The sequence below is a fragment of the Sphingomonas sp. ERG5 genome, assembly GCF_000803065.1.
In the GTDB taxonomy this organism is placed as follows: Bacteria; Pseudomonadota; Alphaproteobacteria; order Sphingomonadales; family Sphingomonadaceae; genus Sphingomonas.
Genome location: NZ_JSXI01000016.1, coordinates 249,132 through 266,729 on the forward strand (window position 1 = coordinate 249,132; position 17,598 = coordinate 266,729).

General features: G+C 63.4%; 16 protein-coding genes. 8 read left to right on the plus strand and 8 right to left on the minus strand.

What is annotated here, in order from left to right; all coding sequences use genetic code 11:
• Positions 1-12 precede the first annotated feature (12 nt).
• The 3 genes from OO12_RS05080 to OO12_RS05090 all read right to left on the minus strand — a co-directional run bounded on the left by OO12_RS05080 (position 13) and on the right by OO12_RS05090 (position 3,962).
• Positions 13-756 carry a hypothetical protein gene (locus tag OO12_RS05080; protein ID WP_160296745.1) on the minus strand — a complete coding sequence of 248 codons (744 nt, stop codon included), beginning with the start codon at positions 754-756 and terminating at the stop codon, positions 13-15.
• 37 nt (positions 757-793) lie between these two features.
• A complete protein-coding gene (locus OO12_RS05085) occupies positions 794-2,725 on the minus strand; it encodes a PEP/pyruvate-binding domain-containing protein (protein ID WP_034157521.1) in 1,932 nt (643 codons plus the stop codon).
• A gap of 430 nt (positions 2,726-3,155) precedes the next feature.
• Complete coding sequence (locus OO12_RS05090; RefSeq protein ID WP_034157522.1) at positions 3,156-3,962, minus strand: SDR family NAD(P)-dependent oxidoreductase; 807 nt, start codon at positions 3,960-3,962, stop codon at positions 3,156-3,158.
• Between the two features lie 69 nt (positions 3,963-4,031).
• Between OO12_RS05090 and OO12_RS05095 the strand changes: the two genes are divergently transcribed.
• On the plus strand, positions 4,032-4,478 hold the full coding sequence (locus OO12_RS05095) for a winged helix-turn-helix transcriptional regulator (protein ID WP_034157523.1): 447 nt from the start codon (positions 4,032-4,034) through the stop codon (positions 4,476-4,478).
• A gap of 151 nt (positions 4,479-4,629) precedes the next feature.
• Here the strand turns inward: OO12_RS05095 and OO12_RS05100 are convergent, their stop codons facing one another.
• Complete coding sequence (locus OO12_RS05100; RefSeq protein WP_034157524.1) at positions 4,630-5,028, minus strand: EVE domain-containing protein; 399 nt, start codon at positions 5,026-5,028, stop codon at positions 4,630-4,632.
• A 152-nt stretch (positions 5,029-5,180) separates the two neighbouring features.
• On the opposite strand from OO12_RS05100, the gene OO12_RS05105 reads away from it, so the two are divergent.
• The 3 genes from OO12_RS05105 to OO12_RS05115 all read left to right on the plus strand — a co-directional run bounded on the left by OO12_RS05105 (position 5,181) and on the right by OO12_RS05115 (position 8,571).
• A complete protein-coding gene (locus OO12_RS05105) occupies positions 5,181-5,576 on the plus strand; it encodes a hypothetical protein (protein ID WP_034157620.1) in 396 nt (131 codons plus the stop codon).
• Positions 5,577-5,678: 102 nt separating this feature from the next.
• Complete coding sequence (locus tag OO12_RS05110) at positions 5,679-5,948, plus strand: DUF3297 family protein (protein WP_034157621.1); 270 nt, start codon at positions 5,679-5,681, stop codon at positions 5,946-5,948.
• A gap of 220 nt (positions 5,949-6,168) precedes the next feature.
• On the plus strand, positions 6,169-8,571 hold the full coding sequence (locus OO12_RS05115; protein ID WP_052215560.1) for a TonB-dependent receptor: 2,403 nt from the start codon (positions 6,169-6,171) through the stop codon (positions 8,569-8,571).
• A 264-nt stretch (positions 8,572-8,835) separates the two neighbouring features.
• Here the strand turns inward: OO12_RS05115 and OO12_RS05120 are convergent, their stop codons facing one another.
• The 4 genes from OO12_RS05120 to OO12_RS05135 form a co-directional block, all read right to left on the minus strand.
• Positions 8,836-9,114, minus strand: coding sequence for a hypothetical protein (locus OO12_RS05120; protein ID WP_034157525.1), 279 nt, complete (start codon positions 9,112-9,114; stop codon positions 8,836-8,838).
• 568 nt (positions 9,115-9,682) lie between these two features.
• On the minus strand, positions 9,683-10,435 hold the full coding sequence (locus OO12_RS05125; RefSeq protein ID WP_034157526.1) for an isocitrate lyase/PEP mutase family protein: 753 nt from the start codon (positions 10,433-10,435) through the stop codon (positions 9,683-9,685).
• Positions 10,436-10,503: 68 nt separating this feature from the next.
• Positions 10,504-11,304 carry a LytR/AlgR family response regulator transcription factor gene (locus OO12_RS05130; protein ID WP_034157527.1) on the minus strand — a complete coding sequence of 267 codons (801 nt, stop codon included), beginning with the start codon at positions 11,302-11,304 and terminating at the stop codon, positions 10,504-10,506.
• Positions 11,301-12,440 carry a sensor histidine kinase gene (locus tag OO12_RS05135; RefSeq protein ID WP_034157528.1) on the minus strand — a complete coding sequence of 380 codons (1,140 nt, stop codon included), beginning with the start codon at positions 12,438-12,440 and terminating at the stop codon, positions 11,301-11,303. Before OO12_RS05135 ends, OO12_RS05130 begins: the two co-directional genes overlap by 4 nt.
• A gap of 70 nt (positions 12,441-12,510) precedes the next feature.
• On the opposite strand from OO12_RS05135, the gene OO12_RS05140 reads away from it, so the two are divergent.
• The 4 genes from OO12_RS05140 to OO12_RS05155 all read left to right on the plus strand — a co-directional run bounded on the left by OO12_RS05140 (position 12,511) and on the right by OO12_RS05155 (position 17,540).
• Positions 12,511-13,101, plus strand: coding sequence for an HD domain-containing protein (locus tag OO12_RS05140; protein WP_034157529.1), 591 nt, complete (start codon positions 12,511-12,513; stop codon positions 13,099-13,101).
• Positions 13,102-13,373: 272 nt separating this feature from the next.
• The gene (locus tag OO12_RS05145; RefSeq protein ID WP_052215561.1) at positions 13,374-13,781 is read left to right on the plus strand and encodes a hypothetical protein; all 408 of its coding nucleotides are present in this window, start codon (positions 13,374-13,376) and stop codon (positions 13,779-13,781) included.
• Between the two features lie 46 nt (positions 13,782-13,827).
• Positions 13,828-16,173 (plus strand): TonB-dependent receptor, encoded by a 2,346-nt coding sequence (locus tag OO12_RS05150; RefSeq protein WP_034157530.1) that lies wholly within the window; start codon positions 13,828-13,830, stop codon positions 16,171-16,173.
• Positions 16,170-17,540 (plus strand): PepSY-associated TM helix domain-containing protein, encoded by a 1,371-nt coding sequence (locus tag OO12_RS05155; protein ID WP_034157531.1) that lies wholly within the window; start codon positions 16,170-16,172, stop codon positions 17,538-17,540. Before OO12_RS05150 ends, OO12_RS05155 begins: the two co-directional genes overlap by 4 nt.
• The last annotated feature ends 58 nt before the right edge of the window (positions 17,541-17,598 follow it).

The window sequence follows — 17,598 nt, forward strand, 5'->3', positions numbered from 1 at the left end:
CGCTCGCACGGTTCAGAAATAGTGCGCGGTCAGTAGGTCATAGTCCATCCAGCGATATTCATGACCGATGCCGCTGCGCAACTGGCGGGCGAACAGTACCCGGCCGCGCGGCCGGTCCGAGCGGGCCGTGCAGCCGGACAGGCTGGCCCATCCGCACGGACGGTGGTCGAACAGCCCGGCGACCTGTGCAGTGGTCATCGCAGACGCATAGACCTGGATGGGCGGCTGGCATGTCTTGCCCGAAGGCGATCGGAACATAAGCGTCACTTTCGGCCTGCCGACGGGCGCCGCGGGCAAGGTGAGAACCAGGGCGGCGATCCGTCCGGTCGTTTTCGACACCGCCTGCGCGAAGATCATGCCGTCAGGGGCGTAGCGATTGCCTGAAACCTTCAGGGGTAGCCGCTGATACGGCAAAGCAAGTTGGGGAGTACCGGCCTCTGCAGCAAAAATGGCCGGCATCGCGGCCGCCGCCGGGTCGAAGATCTGCGGTTCGAACGGCAGCCCGGCGGCCTTGCGGCGCGCCATCTCCGCCATGTTCGCGGTGGCGCTGCCGCCGGTGGTGAACGACTCCTGCGCCCGGGCAACGGGCGATCCCAGGCGAAGCGCGGGGATCGGGATCGCCGTACCCGCGGACTGGCCCCCCGGTCTGACCACCGTGATCTTGCAGAGCGCCTCTTCCCGAAAGATCGGCGGCCCGACATAGTCGGGCTGGCGAGCGAACCTTGCGGAAAGCGGCGTCGTGCCGAGCATGGCCATGACCAGCAGTGGCGGGCCAAGGCACGACCCCCGCATCTCAGTTTCCTTTCACATAGTCGCGCGACTGCACGATCATGATCCGTCCGTCGACGACCAGCCATTCCACATCCTGCGGCCGCCCACCGAAGCGCCCCTGGATGGTCAGTCCGATGCGGCTCAGCCGGCGCACCAGTTCGTCGGAAAGCACCGCGCGGTCGGGATCGATCTTCACTTCCTTCACGCCGCCATCCGCAGCGAAGTGCAGCATGATGTCGTCCTGCGACCGGGTCAGGACCTGGATCGAATCCAGATCGGGGCGATAGATGAGTTGTTCCGCGATCTTCTTCCCCTCGACCACGCGGATGCCAATGCCGCGCTTGGCCGCGATGAACAGGCGGCGCTCTTCGCTCTGCTCGTCGAACGGGTCGACCGTGGTCATCACGCCGGCCGCATCGGCATCGACCCCGGACTGCACCAGGACGGCGGCGCGAACCGCACGGTGATCGATCCGCGCCCGCTCGCGCGCCGCATAGGCGCGGTCGTTCCACAGCGATCCCCACACCGTCTTCATCGCGGCGGCCAGCGCCTCCGGACCCTTGACGTTGGGCACCGTGTCGTAAAGTCCGGCGCCGTTGAAGCCTGGCAGATCCTCGGCATTGGTCGAGGATCGCACGAACACGCCCTTTTCGCCAAGCAGGGCGTCGCGCCGCGCAGTGATCGCGGTCAGATCGGCCGCGGGAATATGCCCGGCGGCAAAGCGCGCGCGGAGCGCCGCCAGCGCGGTCCGCCGCCATTTCGGATCGCTCGATCCGGGGTCGCGCAACAGCGCCTCGATATTGGTGTTGAGACCGTTGGCGGCGACGAAGCGCTCATAATAAGCGAACGGCACGCTGAAGCCGGGCGGCACGACGAAACCGGCATCACCCTTGCGGGTCAGCGTCGCCACGTCGGCAAGGTTCGCGGCTTTCGTGCCGGTGCGCCGCGACCAGCTTGCATCCTGCTCACTCAGCGCGGGCAGGCCGGCATAAGCGAGATCGGCGCGCGGCGCGCGGATCGGGCGTGCCGATGCGACGCGGGCGGCTGCCTTGATCTCGGCCGCGGTCGCGAGACGGACGGTGACCTTCGCGCCGTTGGCGTCCAGCACGACCTGGCGCCCGTTCAGCGCGCCCCAGAGGCGGTCGGCCTCGGCGTGATAGGCATTGGGAATACCCCAGGTCTTGGCGAGCAGACTGATATGGTTGATCGGGGTCGTGAAGGTGGATGAGACGATCCCCGCGACCGGCGGCATGCGGATCGGAATCGTCTTCAGCAGCGCGATGTCGCCCGGCATCAGATCGTCTTCGCCATCCTCCGCGACCAGCACGAGACGCCCGACCGCGCGACCGCGATTGAGCACCAGTTGTTCCCGGCTGCCATAGGCCTCGTCGATGCCGATTGTCGGCAAAACCGCTGTGGCGGCGGCCTCGCGTTGCTGGGTGGAATTGGGCTTGAATGTCAGCGGCGCGGCGAACGAGGCCTGAAGCCGCGTCATCATCGCAGCGATCAGGGCCGGTTCGACCACATCGCCTTCCCATAGCTCGACGCCGTACCGGCCGAGCCGTGGATAGCGCACCACCGCGCCGAGCACGAAGCGGCGATCCGGCCGGGAATAATTGGCCGCGATGAACGCCTCGCTATCGGCGAGCGTCAGGTAGCGCGCCTGCAGAAAGTCGAAATGATAGAGGTAGCGGCGCGTGTCGATCCAATCGAGCCGCGCGGGCGACGCGCTGCGATCGATCGCGAACATCACGCGCGGTAATTCCAGGAAGCGTCCCGCGCCTTCGGTTCGCGCCAGCTTGTCGAATCCGGCCTCAGACAGGGGAGGGGCGCCGGTGCCGGTATCGCGTGGATTTGCGGCGGTCTTGGCCAGCGCGGCGCCGGAGCCCGGTAAGCCCGGTCCGCTACCAGTGGCGGCAACGACCAGAGCGATAACAGCAAGGCTTTTCCACATATATCGTCCGCCGCTCCCACATCGCCCATGCCCCATCGTGGCGGCCACACCTTAACGTATATTTGCCGGTTCCATCAGCCTTCCGATGGCACTTGACGCCGGAGCAGGTGATTGAGCGACGATAAGATGGGCGGAGGCGAAGCGCATCAGGCAATCCGGGCATAGCGCGGGAGCGGCTAGAGGCGGGTCCAGTTATCCCGGGGACGCCTTACGGCGGATGACCCGAATAACATCGGATGGCAGCGTGATCTGTCCGTGAGCTACAATCAACCTGGGCACATTGAACGCGCCTCCGGCACGTTGGACAAGGCGCGGGAGAATTTCGAAACCGACCTTGCGATCGCCAAACGTCCGGCTTCCAAAGAGCCGTCACGGTATAAACAGCGGTCGGGGATAAGCGCGCCCGTACCGGCCCGGGCGCGCTCAGGCATCATGCCGCGACCAGTTCGCGGTAACGCGCCGCGACATCGCGACGGCTCAGGACCGGCTGCATGACGAGGCGCTGCTCGTTCAGCGCGGTCCATTGGCCTTCGTCGGCGAGCGGCGGGATCGTGACCGTTTCGCGTCGATCGAAGCCGACCAGCGCGGCGTCGACCAGATCACCGACCTCCATCACCATGTCCGCCGGGAAGGCGTCGACATCCTTGCCGGAGCGCGCCCAGATCTCGGTGCGCGTGGCGCCCGGGAGAACCGCCTGAACATAGACACCGTCGGGGGCAAGCTGATTGGCGAGCGACTGGCTGAGGTTCAGCAGATGCGCCTTGGAGCCGCTATAGACGCCGTCGAACATTTCGGGGGCGAGCGCGAGGACCGAGGCGATGTTGACGATCGCGCCCGATTTGCGCGCGACGAACGCCCTGGCCGCGGCGCCGGCAAGGCGGGTGGGGGCGGTGATGTTGAGGGCGATCAGCCGCTCGATCTGATCGGGTTCATTGTCGAGTAGCGTGCCGTTGAGCGACATGCCGGCATTATTGACCAGCAGTGTGATCGCCGGGTCGCCCGTGAGCCGCGCTTCGACCGTCGCGACATCGGCGCGATCAGTAAGGTCGGCACGCAAGATTTCGATGCTGCGGCCGGTTTCGTCACGCAGCCGTGCGGCCAGCGTCTCCATCCGCGCCGTGTCGCGCGCGACCAGAATCAGGTCATGGCCGCGATGCGCGAGCCGGTCGGCATAGACCGCCCCGATGCCTGACGATGCGCCCGTGATGAGCGCGGTTCCTTTGGTGTTCGATGACATTTCTCGTCTCCCTGACCGGCACCACGCCAAGTCACTTGCATTTAGATAGTAAGTGACTATTCTTTTGCAATGGACACGAAAAAAATCAGTGACGGCACCTGCCCGGTGGGGCGCGGTCTGGCCAGGGTGGGCGATGCGTGGAGCATGTTGATCCTGCGCGATGCGTCGCTTGGCCTGACGCGCTTCGATGAATTTCAGCGCAGCCTGGGCATCGCGCCCAACATCCTGACCCGCCGTCTCGCGGCGCTGGTCGGCGACGGATTGCTTGAGCGCCGGCGCTACAGCGCGCATCCGCCGCGCGACGACTATGTGCTCACCGCATGCGGGCGCGACTATCTGCCGATATTGTCGGCGCTGGGTGCCTGGGGCGCGCGGCATTTCGGTGAGGGTGGCGTCACGCGGCTGGTCGAGGCGGGCAGTGGTCGCACGATCGATCCCGTCGTGGTCGATCGTGCGACTGGCCGTCCGCTTGACGAGATTGATCTGCGCACCGTGCTGCCGACCGGGACCGTTTAGAGCGGCATGGACTCGAGTGGTATCTCCCTCCGTTCGGGCTGAGCTTGTCGAAGCCCAAGCGCAGCACATGCCCTTCGACAAGCTCAGGGCGAACGGAAGAGGTGGGATCAGTTCAGTTCGCCGCCGCTTCAGAAGGCGATATGACCCGTGATCAGCGGCTCATGGCCAGGATCGTCGCCCATTGCGCATCGGACACCGGCGAGACGGAGAGCCGCGACTGGCGCAGCATTTCCATCCCCGCCAGTTTCGGCTCGGCCTTCATCGCGGCCAGCGTCACTGCCTTGGCCAGGGGCTCGATTGGCTTGACCGCGACCGATACCCAGCGCGCCTCGTCGCCATCCTGTTGCGCGGTGCGCGTGACCTCGACCATGCCGACCGCTGCTTTGTCCTTGCCCGAATGATAGAAGAACGCCCGGTCACCGACCGTCATGGCCTTCAGATGCAGCGCGGCGGCGGCATTGCGCACGCCGGTCCATTCGGTCTGGCCCTCGGCAAGCAGGTCGTCCCAGCTGTAACTTTCGGGTTCGGACTTGAGCAGCCAGTACGCCATGTGATCCCTCCTCGGATTCGCCATAAGTTAAACGCCGGCTTAACATGTCATTCCGGCTCAGTTCAGCCCGACTCGAATATTGTGTGAAACAAGCTGGCAGGTTCCCGCGTTTCGGCACCAGCGAATTTGGTTTCCCGACTGAGGAGGTCGACATGAAGAATATGATGAAAAAGGTCGTGCTCGGGGCGACGCTGGCCGCGACCGCGCTGACCGCCGCCGCACCGGCAGAGGCGCAGCGCTATGGCTATGGCCGCCACTACCACCGCGGCAATGACGCGGGCGTCGCGGTCGTCGCCGGCATTGCCGGCCTGGCGATCGGTGCGGCCATCGCGTCAGACGGCCGTCGCAACCGCGACCGCGAAATCTATTATCGCGACCGGGGCTACGACCCCTATTATGACGATAATTACTACCGCGAGCGCGGCTATTATCCGAACGATGGCTATTATGCCTATCGCTATCGCGAGCGCTATTATTCCCGCTGCCACATCGAGCGGCGCTGGGACGACTATTATGATCGGCCGGTACGGATCCGGGTCTGCGACTGATCCCATCCTGATTGAGCGACACGAATGACGGCGCGAATTTCGGTTCGCGCCGTTTTCGTTGGGGCTGGCATCACAGCCGATTTTGCGTCAAAGCCCGGTGCCATGACCGACACTCCTCCCGACCGCCTGTCCTCCAATCCGCGCAGCCCGTTCTTCGACGAAGAGAAGCTGTCGCGCGGCATCGGCATCCGCTTCAAGGAGCGCGAGCGCCATGACGTCGAGGAATATTGCATTTCCGAAGGCTGGATCCGTGTCGCGCTCGGCAAGAAAGTCGACCGCAAGGGCAATCCGCTGACGCTGAAATATAGCGGCCCGGTCGAGGCCTGGTTCGAGCGCCCCGCCGAGGGGGCCGAGGACGCGCCCGAGGCGTAAATCCGCCTGGCGCGGGTCGCCGATGATCGCATCGCGCTAGATAATCATTTTATTGGGTCTCTGGCCGTCATCAACCGCGATATGTCGTGGTTGATGCAAAATAGCCACGCCCGTAACGAAATCGCGTCCATCGAAGTTGCCACTTATTCCCGGTCCTTTTAGGCTCTCCATTCTGATGCTTCATAACGAAGACAGTATGCGTCTCAGGAGAGGAAATAACATGATCAGTCGATCGGGAAATGGACTGAAGCTGCGGCTCACTATTGGTGCCGCGTCAATTGTTATACTTGCTAGCCCAATCTATGCGCAGGAGGCGCCCGAGGATAGCAGCGACATCATCGTTACGGCGACCAAGCGCTCGATGTCGATCCAGGATGTGCCGTTCTCTATCAATGCGCAGACTGCCGAGGATATCGAGCGCGCGCATGCGAATTCGCTCGAGGATGTGTCGCGCAATGTCGCAGGTCTCGCGGTGCAGAATCTCGGGCCGGGCCAGAGCCAGGTGGCGATCCGTGGCGTTTCCGCCGGCCAGGTCGCGCGCGACCAGCCGGGGGTGAAGGAGCAGGTCGGCGTCTATCTCGATGAATCGGTGATTTCGTTGTCGCTGTTCACCCCGGACCTCGATCTGTTCGACCTCAATCGCATCGAAACGCTGCGCGGGCCGCAGGGCACTTTGTTCGGATCGGGCTCGGTCGGCGGCACCTTGCGCTACATCACCAACCAGCCGCGAACCGACCGGGTCGAGGGCAAGGTGGAAGCCAATGTCAATGTCGTCGGTGAAGGCGATGTCGGCGGTTCGCTCAAGGGCATGATCAACCTGCCCCTGTCGGAGAAGGCGGCGCTGCGCGTGGTCGGCTATTACACGCGCTATGGCGGCTTCATCGACGCGCTGCGGCCGGGCGGCAAGGTCGATGACAACGTCAATGATGGTTGGCGGGCCGGTGGACGTGCGTCGCTGCTGCTCGAGCCGATCGACGACCTCAAGATCACGCCGCGCGTGGTGTATCAGAAAATCCACGTCAACGGCTTCAACCGGCAGGAGGTCTACAACCTTTTCGCCAACCCCTACACCACCACCGCCGGCGGCCGGCCGCCGGTGACGCTGCAGGAACGCCAGCAATATCTGATGCTCGACGAAAAGTTCGAGGATAGGGTCCTGCTGGGTGACCTGACGATCGAGGCCACGCACGGGCCGGTGACGGTCACCTCGGTCACCAGCTATACCGACCGCAAGATCCTGGTGAGCCGCGATGCCAGTGCGCTCACCAACAGCGTGTTTATCGATGTCGGTTTTGCGCCGGCTGGCCAGTCGCTGCCTTCCAATCTGGTCGACACCACCAAGGTGAAGCAATTTACCCAGGAGCTGCGGTTCGCGTCGGCCGATACTGGCCCGTTCCAGTGGCTTGTCGGTGGCTTCTATTCGTCGGTGGACCGCAAATATGCGCAACGCCTGCCTACGCCGGGCACTGACGCGTTCGCCGATGCGCGGTTCGGCGCCGGCTTTTCGCTATCGCAGCGCAACGGATTTGGTGCGGACTCGCCCTATAATGCCGATATTCCCTATAAGCTGAAGCAGCTCTCGATTTTCGGCGAAGCGAGCTACGCGCTGACCGATGCGCTCAAGGCGACGCTTGGCGGCCGCTATTACACCTTCAACGAAGAACGGGTTTTCCATTCGGGCGGCTTCTTCACCAATCTCGACAATAATCGCGACAGGACGTCTTCCGAAGGGTTCTCGCCGCGCGCCCTGGTGAGCTTCGAGGCATCCAAGAACGTCACCTTCAATGCGCAGGTTTCCAAGGGCTTCCGGCTCGGCGGGGTGAACGACCCGCTCAATCTGCCGCTGTGCAGCGGTGGTGCGGGCGGCCCGGATGCCGCGACCTTCGGCAACCGGCCACGCTATGACGATGAATCGCTGTGGAACTATGAAGGCGGGGTCAAGACGCACTTTGGCGGCATCACCTTCAATGCAGCCGCCTTCTACACCAAAATCACCAATCTGCAGGTGACGGCGGACGCTGGAAGCTGCTCGTCGCGCGTCGTGTTCAACGTGCCCAAGGCGCATACCATGGGCATCGAGGCCGAGTTTTCGATGAAGCCGGTCCAGGGGCTCGAACTCTCGGTTTCTGGCAGCCTGTTGCAATCCGAATTCGATTCCACGCTCACCCGGCCCAATGGCACGGTGATCGAAGGGATCAGGGACGGCAACCGTTTGCCCTCGGTGCCGAAGTTCCAGCTTTCGGCGAGCGCGAACTACAGCTTCCCGCTCGGTGCCCAAACCGAGGGGTATGTCGGTGCGAGCTTCCAGCATGTCGGCAGCCGCTTCACGCAGCCGGGCGATCAGGAAAACAACCCGCGCAGCTTCGTGCACGGCCTGCCCTTTGGCGGCGCCCCGGCGAACGCCACCACGGTGGTCGACCTGGAATTGCCCGAATATGAGCTCGTCGGCCTGAGCGCGGGCGTCAACCTGCCCAATGATCTGGGCGTCTCGATCTATGTCAACAATCTGCTCGACAAAAACCCGCTGCTGTCGTTCGACCGCGAGCGTGGCGGCCGTGCCCGGCTCGGCTTCGCGGTCGGTCAGCCGCGGACGATCGGGATGACCGTTCGCAAGGGGTTCTGACGGGTAGGTCGGAGTCGGCATGAGGTGACGCCGTTGCCCTTGAGGCGGCGGCGTCACCGCCAGGCCAGCGGCGCATGGCTCAAGGCCGTTACTTCTGGGTGCGACTGATCGGCGGCTTTACGATCGCCGCAAGGGCCTCGATTTTGTCTGAGGGCATTCCAAAAACCATGAGGCGGCGATGGCCGAGCTTGAAGCCATAACGGGTGGTTAGCTGATGGTCGGCTAACGGGAGTACGGACCCCGTTAGCCGACATCGCTCTGCTATCAGTTGAGGCCCCACATCGCGGCGCGATTACGGGCAAGCTCGCTCATGAAATCATCCAGGGCCGCGAGGCGGCGATCTATATCGGCGGTCGGAACTCCATTCCATACGGAGTGATCGTAATTCTCCCGGACCGATTTCAGATCGTCACCGGCTTGAAAGCGCTCGGAAATGTAGAGCGTTTCAAGGAGGTCCGTAGGGCGCCCCCGTTCGCTTGATTTAACCAGACCATATTTGATCAGGTACTCGGACATAATGCCGTCGTTGGATGTGCTGACCATTGCCGTCCCCTTCCATTCGGGAACATGGGTAGCGGGGAACGCCTATTCCAGAGCATGGGAGCTTAATATGGGGACACAATACTAATTAACTCGCGCCGCGAGCTCGATACCCCAGGCCGCGCAGGCTGAAGCTCAAATTTAGTATTGTGTCCCCGAAATGGGGTCATCCGGTGGCGGAATTTCACGCCAGTAACAGGGAATTCGGTACATCAAACTGCCCAGCTATCAATTTCCTGGATAGCTGAGCGGGGTTTATTCCATATTTTTTGATACCAGAAATTGCGGTGCGGTACCGTAAGTCTATGGCTATACTCGATAATTATGGGGTTTGGCTGGTCGCCGGCATGGTTCGCCCGCCTCGCGCCGGGAATATGGTACATTGGGGTGTAACATATCTCCTCCGCGCGCCCGCAGCCGTCATCGGCGGCGATTCAACCATCGCACAGGATCGGGCATGCAGTGCGTGCCGGACTGATACCGGCGCGCTCTTTCTCAGTGTCGGGAACAGAATTGTCGCCGCGCCGCCGGCGCAGGGGCCTCGCTTGTCGTCAGTCAGGTTGGATCGGCGTCACCGCCAGGCGAACACTGCCTGTGCATCGGTCTCGATCGACTTCATCGCCGAGCGGTAAGGTCCCGGCCCATAGCTGATCCGCGACACCCCGGCATCGGCCAGGGCCGAGGTCGAGGGGACGCCCGGGAAGGCCATGATGTTGACCGGCAGTTCGACCGCATCGCACAATTGCGCGATCAGCTTCGCATCGGCGAGGCCGGGTGCGAAAAAGCCGCTCGCGCCCGCCGCTGCATAGGCGGCCGCGCGCTTGATCGCGGTATCGACCATCGCCTTGTCATGCGTATTCTGTGCGGCCTGCAGGAAAATGTCGGTGCGTGCGTTGATGAAGAAATCCGTGCCCGCGCCGACCCGCGCCGCGGCGATGCGGCTGACCTGCACCGGGATTGGGTGCAGGCTGTTTTCGCCGACGATCTGGTCTTCGAAATTGCAGCCGACCGCGCCGGTCGCGGCGAGCCGGGCGACATTGGCCGCGACATCCTCGGGCTCGACCGCATAGCCGCCCTCGAAATCGATCGTCACCGGCAGCGAGACCGCGCCAGAAATCCGTGCCGCCCCGGCCAGGGCAAGCTCAAGCGGGAAGGCCTCGCCATCGTCAAACCCTTGCGCCGCGGCGACCGACCAGCTTCCGGTGGCGATCGCCTTGGCGCCGGCCCCGGCCACTGCCCGCGCGCTGCCCACGTCCCACGCATTGTATAGGATCAACGGGTCGCCCGCGACATGCAGGGCGGCAAAGACCAGGGCCTTGGACATATGTATCTCTCCGTCACCAGCGGCGCGTCGGTGTGAAAATGCGCTGCAGCGCATTTTCACACAAGCCCCTAGTGGACGAACCGCGCGACCACGTCGCGATAGCTGCGGCTCACCTTAACCTGCGCGCCCGATCCGAGCACCAGGAAGCACTCGCCATTGGTGTGCGGCTTCACTTCCTTGACCAGATCGAGATTGACGATGGTCGAGCGGTGGACGCGCTGGAAGCGGCGCGGATCGAGGCGCTTTTCCAGATCCTTCATCGTTTCGCGCAGGATCAGCGTATTGTCCCCGGTGTAGATGCACATATAGTCGCCGGCGGCGTCGATGCGTTCGATCGTGTCGACATCGACGCGGAAGATCTGCCCGCGATCCTTGATGTTGATCAGCTTTTCGAAGCGGTTCGACGACACCTGGTCGCCGCCATCGGTCAGGTTCTCGACCGAATCCGGCGCGACTTCGGCCAGCACTTCCTTCAGCCGGTCGACTTCCTCGACGCCGCGCTTCTCGGTCAGGCGCTGGCGCACCCGGTCGAGCGTATCGGCCAGCCGGCTTTCCTCCACCGGCTTGAGCAGATAATCGACCGCCTGCGCCTCGAACGCCTTGATGGCGTGGTCGGAAAAGGCGGTGACGAACACGAACAGCGGCGGTTCGACCTCCATCAGTCCCTGCACCACGGAAAAGCCGTCAAAGCCGGGCATCTGGATGTCGAGAAACACCAGATCGGGCTTGTGCGTCTTGATCGCGCGGATCGCCTCGCGGCCATTCTGGCATTTGTCGATGATCTCGACATCGTCATGCGCCTGCAGCCGAAGTTCGAGGCCCTGGATTGCCAGTGGCTCGTCATCGACCAAAATTGTTCTAATCGTCATGCGACCTCTCTAGGTTCACGCGCCAGCTCACCGAGCTGGAACGGTATTTCGATCTCGACCTCGAACCCGCCACTGGGCAGGGACCGGGTCTCGAAACGGTGGTCGGGGCCATAAGCCTGCACCAGCCGCTCCCTGATATTGGCAAGGCCAACCCCGGTTGAAAGGCTTGGACGTGCTTTCATTTCATTCAACCCCGGTCCGGTGTCGGATACGGCGATCTGCACCCGATCCCCGGCGAGCCGCGCAACCACGGCGATTTCCGCGCCATCTTCCTTGGGCGTGACGGCATATTTGATCGCGTTTTCGATCAACGGTTGAAGCAGCAAAGAGGGCAATCGCGCCATCGCGACGCGTGGGTCGATCTCGAAACTGGGCCGCAGCCGATCCTCGAAGCGCATCTTCTCGATCTCGAGATAAAGCTTCAACGTCTCGACTTCCTGCGAGATCGTTACATGCGCCGTGGGTTCGTTGGCGAGCGTGTAGCGCAGGAAGGACGATAGCCGGCTGAGCATCGTGTTCGCCCGCTCGGTCTGCTTCAGCAGCACCAGGGTCGAGATCGAATTGAGCGTATTGAACAGGAAATGCGGGTTGAGCTGGTAGCGGAGCATGGCCAGCTGGGCCGAGCTTGCGGTGTTTTCCAGCGCCGCGAGCTGGTCGATCTGCTCCTCCACGATCAGGTAGAAATTGATCCCGAAATAGAGCGCGGACCACCCGGCCAGCACGGTGAAGTTGAGGAAGACCGTGCCCAGCACCAGGCTGATATTCAGTCCCGGGTTGGCGAGTTTGATGAACGAGAAGGAAAAGGCGTCGAGCACCGAGTAGAGCAAGGTCGCGATCGCCAGCGTCACGATCGTGAGCAGAATCCCGCTGATTCGCCGCAGCCCGCGAAAATACCCGTAGAGCGTGGAGAGCAGCAGGGTGATGCAATAGCCGACGATCGATTCGATGATCACCGGGATGAGCACGTCGAGCGACGGGCCGTTGGAAATGCTCGAGACGCTGCGCAGGATCAGATAGCCGGTCCAGCCCGCCGCCTGCAGCGTCCAGAAGGCGCGGCTTTTCTCCTCGAAGAATGGGCGCGAGAAGATGTCGGGCTTTTTCAGCGCCTGAATCGCCGGGATGGGTAGGGTGGCCATCCGACCTGTCTTACTATGGCTGGGATGCCAGTGCAAAACTGTGTATGACAACCGTCGCAGGAGAGATGCCATGAACGTGACCCCAGATCGCGCCCAGTTCACCGCCATGACCGAAGGCACGCAAGAGGACTGGAGCCTGATCGGCGGCCATTTCCGCGAATTTTCCAGGGGCTTGCCGGCGCGCGTTCTCACGCACCTCAAGCTGCTCGACGGCGATTATGGCGGCTTTCCGGTCGATCGCCTGGAGCATTCATTGCAAACCGCGACCCGCGCGCATCAGGATGGCCGCGATGAGGCTTATGTGGTGATGGCGCTGCTCCATGACATCGGCGACACGCTCGGGTCGTTCAATCATCCCGAAATCGGCGCGGCGATATTGCGCCCGTTCGTGTCGGAGGAAGTGCACTGGATCGCCAATACGCATGGCGTGTTCCAGGGCTATTATTTCTTCCACTACATCGGTGGCGATCGCGACATGCGCGAACAATATCGCGGCCATCCGCATTTCGAGGCCTGCGCCGAATTCTGCGAGAAATATGACCAGGCGGCGTTCGATCCCAATTTCGACAGCGCGCCGCTGGAATTCTTCGAACCGATGGTCGGCCGGGTGATGTCGCGCCCGATCAACAGCATCTACGCCAAGGTGGGCGAAGCGGCCTAACCGGGCTGATTCCAGGCCCAGCTTGCCCATGGGTTTTGCCGGGTGTTACCCTTTGAAACGAAAGGCTTCCCCGGCGAAGGCCGGGGTCCAGTCGCGATGTCAGGGGTAACGACGCGCAGCGGCCATTTGGGCTGTTCCTCAACTGGGCCCCGGCCTTCGCCGGGGAAGCAGGCTTATTTTCTTGTTCGAGCCCGCCGAAAGTCGGCGTACCGCCACGATGGACCAAACGTCCACTTGCCGATCCGGCGCGGCTGATCCAAACACGCGCCGCAATGGGGGCACGTCATTCCATCAGCGCCACGCGGCGCAGCCTGATTCTCGCGCTGTTTGCGTGCGCCATGCTGGTGCGCGCGCTGGTGCCGGCGGGATGGATGCCGACGGTGGGCGCCAATGGCGGCATCGTCATTTCGATGTGCACCGGCATGGGCGCGGTCGAAATGGTGCTGGCGCCCGATGGCACGCTGCACGAAAAAGCGCCGGCCAAGCATGACGGCACGACCGATCATCCCTGTACCTTTGCCGGCCTGGGCCAGGCCTTTGCCGCCGCTGACCCGATTCCGATGCCGGTGCTGCCGCCGGCAACGTTTACGCCGCCGCCGCTGACGCCGCATCTCGTGTCGATCGGGCGTGGTCTTGCCGCGCCGCCGCCACCGCAAACCGGACCGCCGATCCTCGTCTGAACCCTTATGCGCCTGAGGGCGCACCCGTTCGGACAGGAAAATTTCAATGCCAATCACCGTGCGCGCCCTGTTGCGCGCTTCGTTCTGCGCGTTCGCCGTCGCGACCGCGATTCCCGCTCATGCCGCCGATGACGACGACAAGGACAAAGACATCCTCGTCGTCGGACAGAAGGATGCGCCGATCTCGATCGAGCCGCGCGGCCTCTCGGTCAGCCTCGGCGAGGATCAGTTCGACGGCGTCAATGCCTTCAACACTGAGGATCTGATCAAATATGCGCCCGATTTCTTCGTGCGTACGCGCTATATCGGCGACAATAATGCCGTGCCCGGCTTTCGCGGCACGCATAGCGCACAAAGCGCCCGCTCGCTGGTGATGGTCGACGGCTTTGTCGTCTCCAACTTCCTCGGCAATTCGTTCGGTTTCCCGCCTGCCTGGGGGATTGTCAGCCCGAGCGAGGTCAAGCAGTTCGACATTGTCTACGGCCCTTATTCGGCGCGCTATCCGGGCAATTCGATGGGCGGCATCGTCAATGTCACCACCCGCGCGCCCGACCATGACGAAGCGTTCGGCACGGTGCAGGCCTTCGTCCAGCCCTATCGCCAATATGGCACCAAGGACGATTTCTACGGCTATGCCGCGGAAGCCGGCTTCGCGTTGAAGGGCGAGAACAGCCCATTCGGCTTCCGGGCTTCGGTGCGGCGGCTGCGCAACGACAGCCAGCCGATGCAATATTATCAGTTCGGCTATTCCGCGACGCTTTACGGCGGCCCCGGGGACGGCAAGCCGGTCACCGGCGCCTATGCCGATCCGGCATTGATCCCAGCGGCGATCAGGGATGGCAAAGCCGTCGTGGCACCGGTCATCGGAGATTATAGTTCGGTCGCGACGCGACAGGATCAGGTTCGTGCGCAACTACGCTTCGATCAGGGGGACTTCCATGCCGAAGCGCTGTTCACCTACTGGTGGAATCGCGAAGAGACGCTCCATCCCAAAACCTATCTGCGCGATGCGGCGGGAAATCCCTTTTATGGCGATGCGACGCAGCGCGCGAGCTTCGGCGGTCACACTTACACGCTCAATCCTGCGACCAATTTCCGCCTCGGCCTTGCCGCCAAGGACGAATGGCTGGCGGGGCTGAAGCTGGAAGGGTCGGTTGCCGGCTTCGACATGCGCGCCAATCTCTCGACCCTGCGCTTCGACCGGCAGGACAGCCGTAGCTCGAACGGCTATGCCGCCGGCATCGCCAATGGCGCGGGACAAGTGACCGAGCAGGGGCCGACCGGCTGGTATACCGGCGATCTGCTCGTCACCCGGACATGGGGCAGCCACGACATTGCGTTTGGGGTGAACGGCAATCTCTACGAAACCGATCAGTCGGTGTTCGACACGACCAACTGGCGCGCCGCCAGCGGGCGGACCCCACGCACCCGCACCTTTGGCCGGACGCGCACGATCGGCGTCTTTGCCGAGGACGCGATTGCCCTTGATGCCGATACGCTGCTGACGCTCGGGCTGCGCGCGGACTGGTGGCGCGCCTATGATGGCGGGCTGACGGCGCGTGCGACCAATGGTGCGCAGGCCGGACGGTTGGTTACGCAGCCTTATACTGCGCGTGCCGAGACAGCGTTCAGCCCCAAACTCGCGCTCAAGCGCGGTTTGGGTGATGGCTGGGCCGCCGAACTCAGCCTTGCGCTGGCGACGCGCTTTCCGACCGTTGGCGAACTGTTCCAGGGATCTCTTAACAGCGATGGCAGCTTCAATCAGAACAGCTTCGATCCGAACCTGAAGCCCGAGAAAAGCCGTGACGCGAATTTCCTGCTGCGCAAGCGCTTCGGCCCGGTGACGCTGACCGGCAGCCTGTTCTATCAGCGTATCCGTGATGCGATCTTCAGCTATGTCGAGATCAAGCCGGGTGGCTTCTCCGTCTCCAGCTTCAAGAACATCGATATCACCCGTCAATTTGGCGCGGAACTGATTGCCGAGGTTCGCAACTGGCCGGCGCAGGGATTGGATATCGACGCCAATGCCGCCTGGATCGATGCCGAGACAGTGCGCAACCGCGCCGATCGTGCATCGGAAGGGGTGCAATTTCCGCGCATCCCGAGCTGGCGGTTCAACGGCAATCTGCGCTGGCGGCTTGCGCCGTCGCTACAGGCGGTGGTCGGCATGCGTTATGCCAGCCGGCCCAATACGGACCTTGATGGCCTGTATCGCGGCGATGCCTATGGCTACACGTCGGAGCTCTTCGCACTCGATGTGAAGGCCAATGTCGATCTGGCGCGGAATCTGCGGCTTTCGGCTGGGGTCAATAATCTGACCAATGACAGCGCCTGGGTCTTCCATCCCTATCCGCAGCGCACGTTCGTGATTGAAGCGGGGATCAAGCTATGAGCGTCAAGCCGCCCGGAACCCGCTGGTACAATGCCGTGTGGCGCTGGCATTTCTATGCTGCCTTGTTGTGCGTGCCGTTCGTCATCTGGCTTGCACTGACCGGCACGATCTACACCTGGAAGCCGCAGATCGAGGCGTGGATCGATCGCCCTTACGACACACTGGCGACGGCGGCGACCAATCGGGGTGCCGAGGCGCAAGTCGCCGCGGCGCTTGCCGCGGTGCCCGGCGCGCGGCTGCACAAATATGAACTGCCCGACGGCCCCGGCCATGCCGCGCGCGTGATCGTCAGCACGGGCAAGGTGCAGACCCGCGTCTATGTCGATCCCGCATCGCTTCGCGTGTTGAAACGGGTGGGCGAGGAAGAGCGCTTCATGCGCTATATCTTCCGCCTTCATGGTGAGTTGATGGTGGGGAATCCGGGGAGTTATCTGGTCGAGCTTGCCGCGTGCTGGGCGATCGTGATGATCCTGACCGGCCTCTACCTATGGTGGCCGCGCGGCGCGATCGGGCTGGGCGGGGTGCTCTACCCCCGGCTGCGCCAGGGTCGCCGCCTGTTCTGGCGTGACATTCATGCGGTTTCGGGACTCTGGGTCTCGCTGTTGGCGCTCGGGCTGATCACGACAGGGCTGCCCTGGGCTAAGGCCTGGGGCGGCTATTTCAAGGAAGTGCGCGCCGTCACCGGCACCGCCGATGGTCCGGTCGACTGGCCGACCGGGGCGGCTCCGGCTGCCAGCGCCCCGTCCGCCGTCACGCCGCCTGGGGAGCGCGCGATGCTCGACGAGCATGCCGAACATATGGGCATGTCGATGGCGCATCTCGCCCCGCGTGCGGGCGATCTCGACCGCGTTGTGCGCACGATCGCGCCGCTGCACATTGCCCCGCCGGTGCTGATCGCGCCGCCCGCGGCAGGCGCGCAGGTCTGGACGGTCACGTCCGACGCCGACAATCGCCCGCTGCGCACGCAGCTGACCGTCGATGGCCGGAGCGGGGCGGTTGTCAGCCGACGCGATTTCGACCAGCGCCACTGGATCGACCGGGCGGTCGGCTACGGCATCGCGGCGCATGAAGGCGCGTTGTTCGGCATCGCCAATCAGCTGTTGGGGACGCTCGCCGCGCTGCTGCTCGTGACGCTGGCGGTGTCGGGAACGGTGTTGTGGTGGCGCAGGCGGCCGGTCGGCCTGATCGGCGCACCAATCCCGCTGTCCCGGCCGCGTTTCGGTGCGGTGCTGATCGGTGTGGTGCTGTTGCTCGGACTATTGCTGCCGTTGTTCGGCGCTTCGTTGATCGCGGTACTGCTGATCGAGCGGCTTGCGCTGCGGCGGATCGCACCGGCGCGCCACTGGCTGGGGTTGCGCGCGGCTTAGCGCGCAAGATCGCCCCCAAAACCCCGTTCGTGCTGAGCTCGTCGAAGCACTGTCCTTC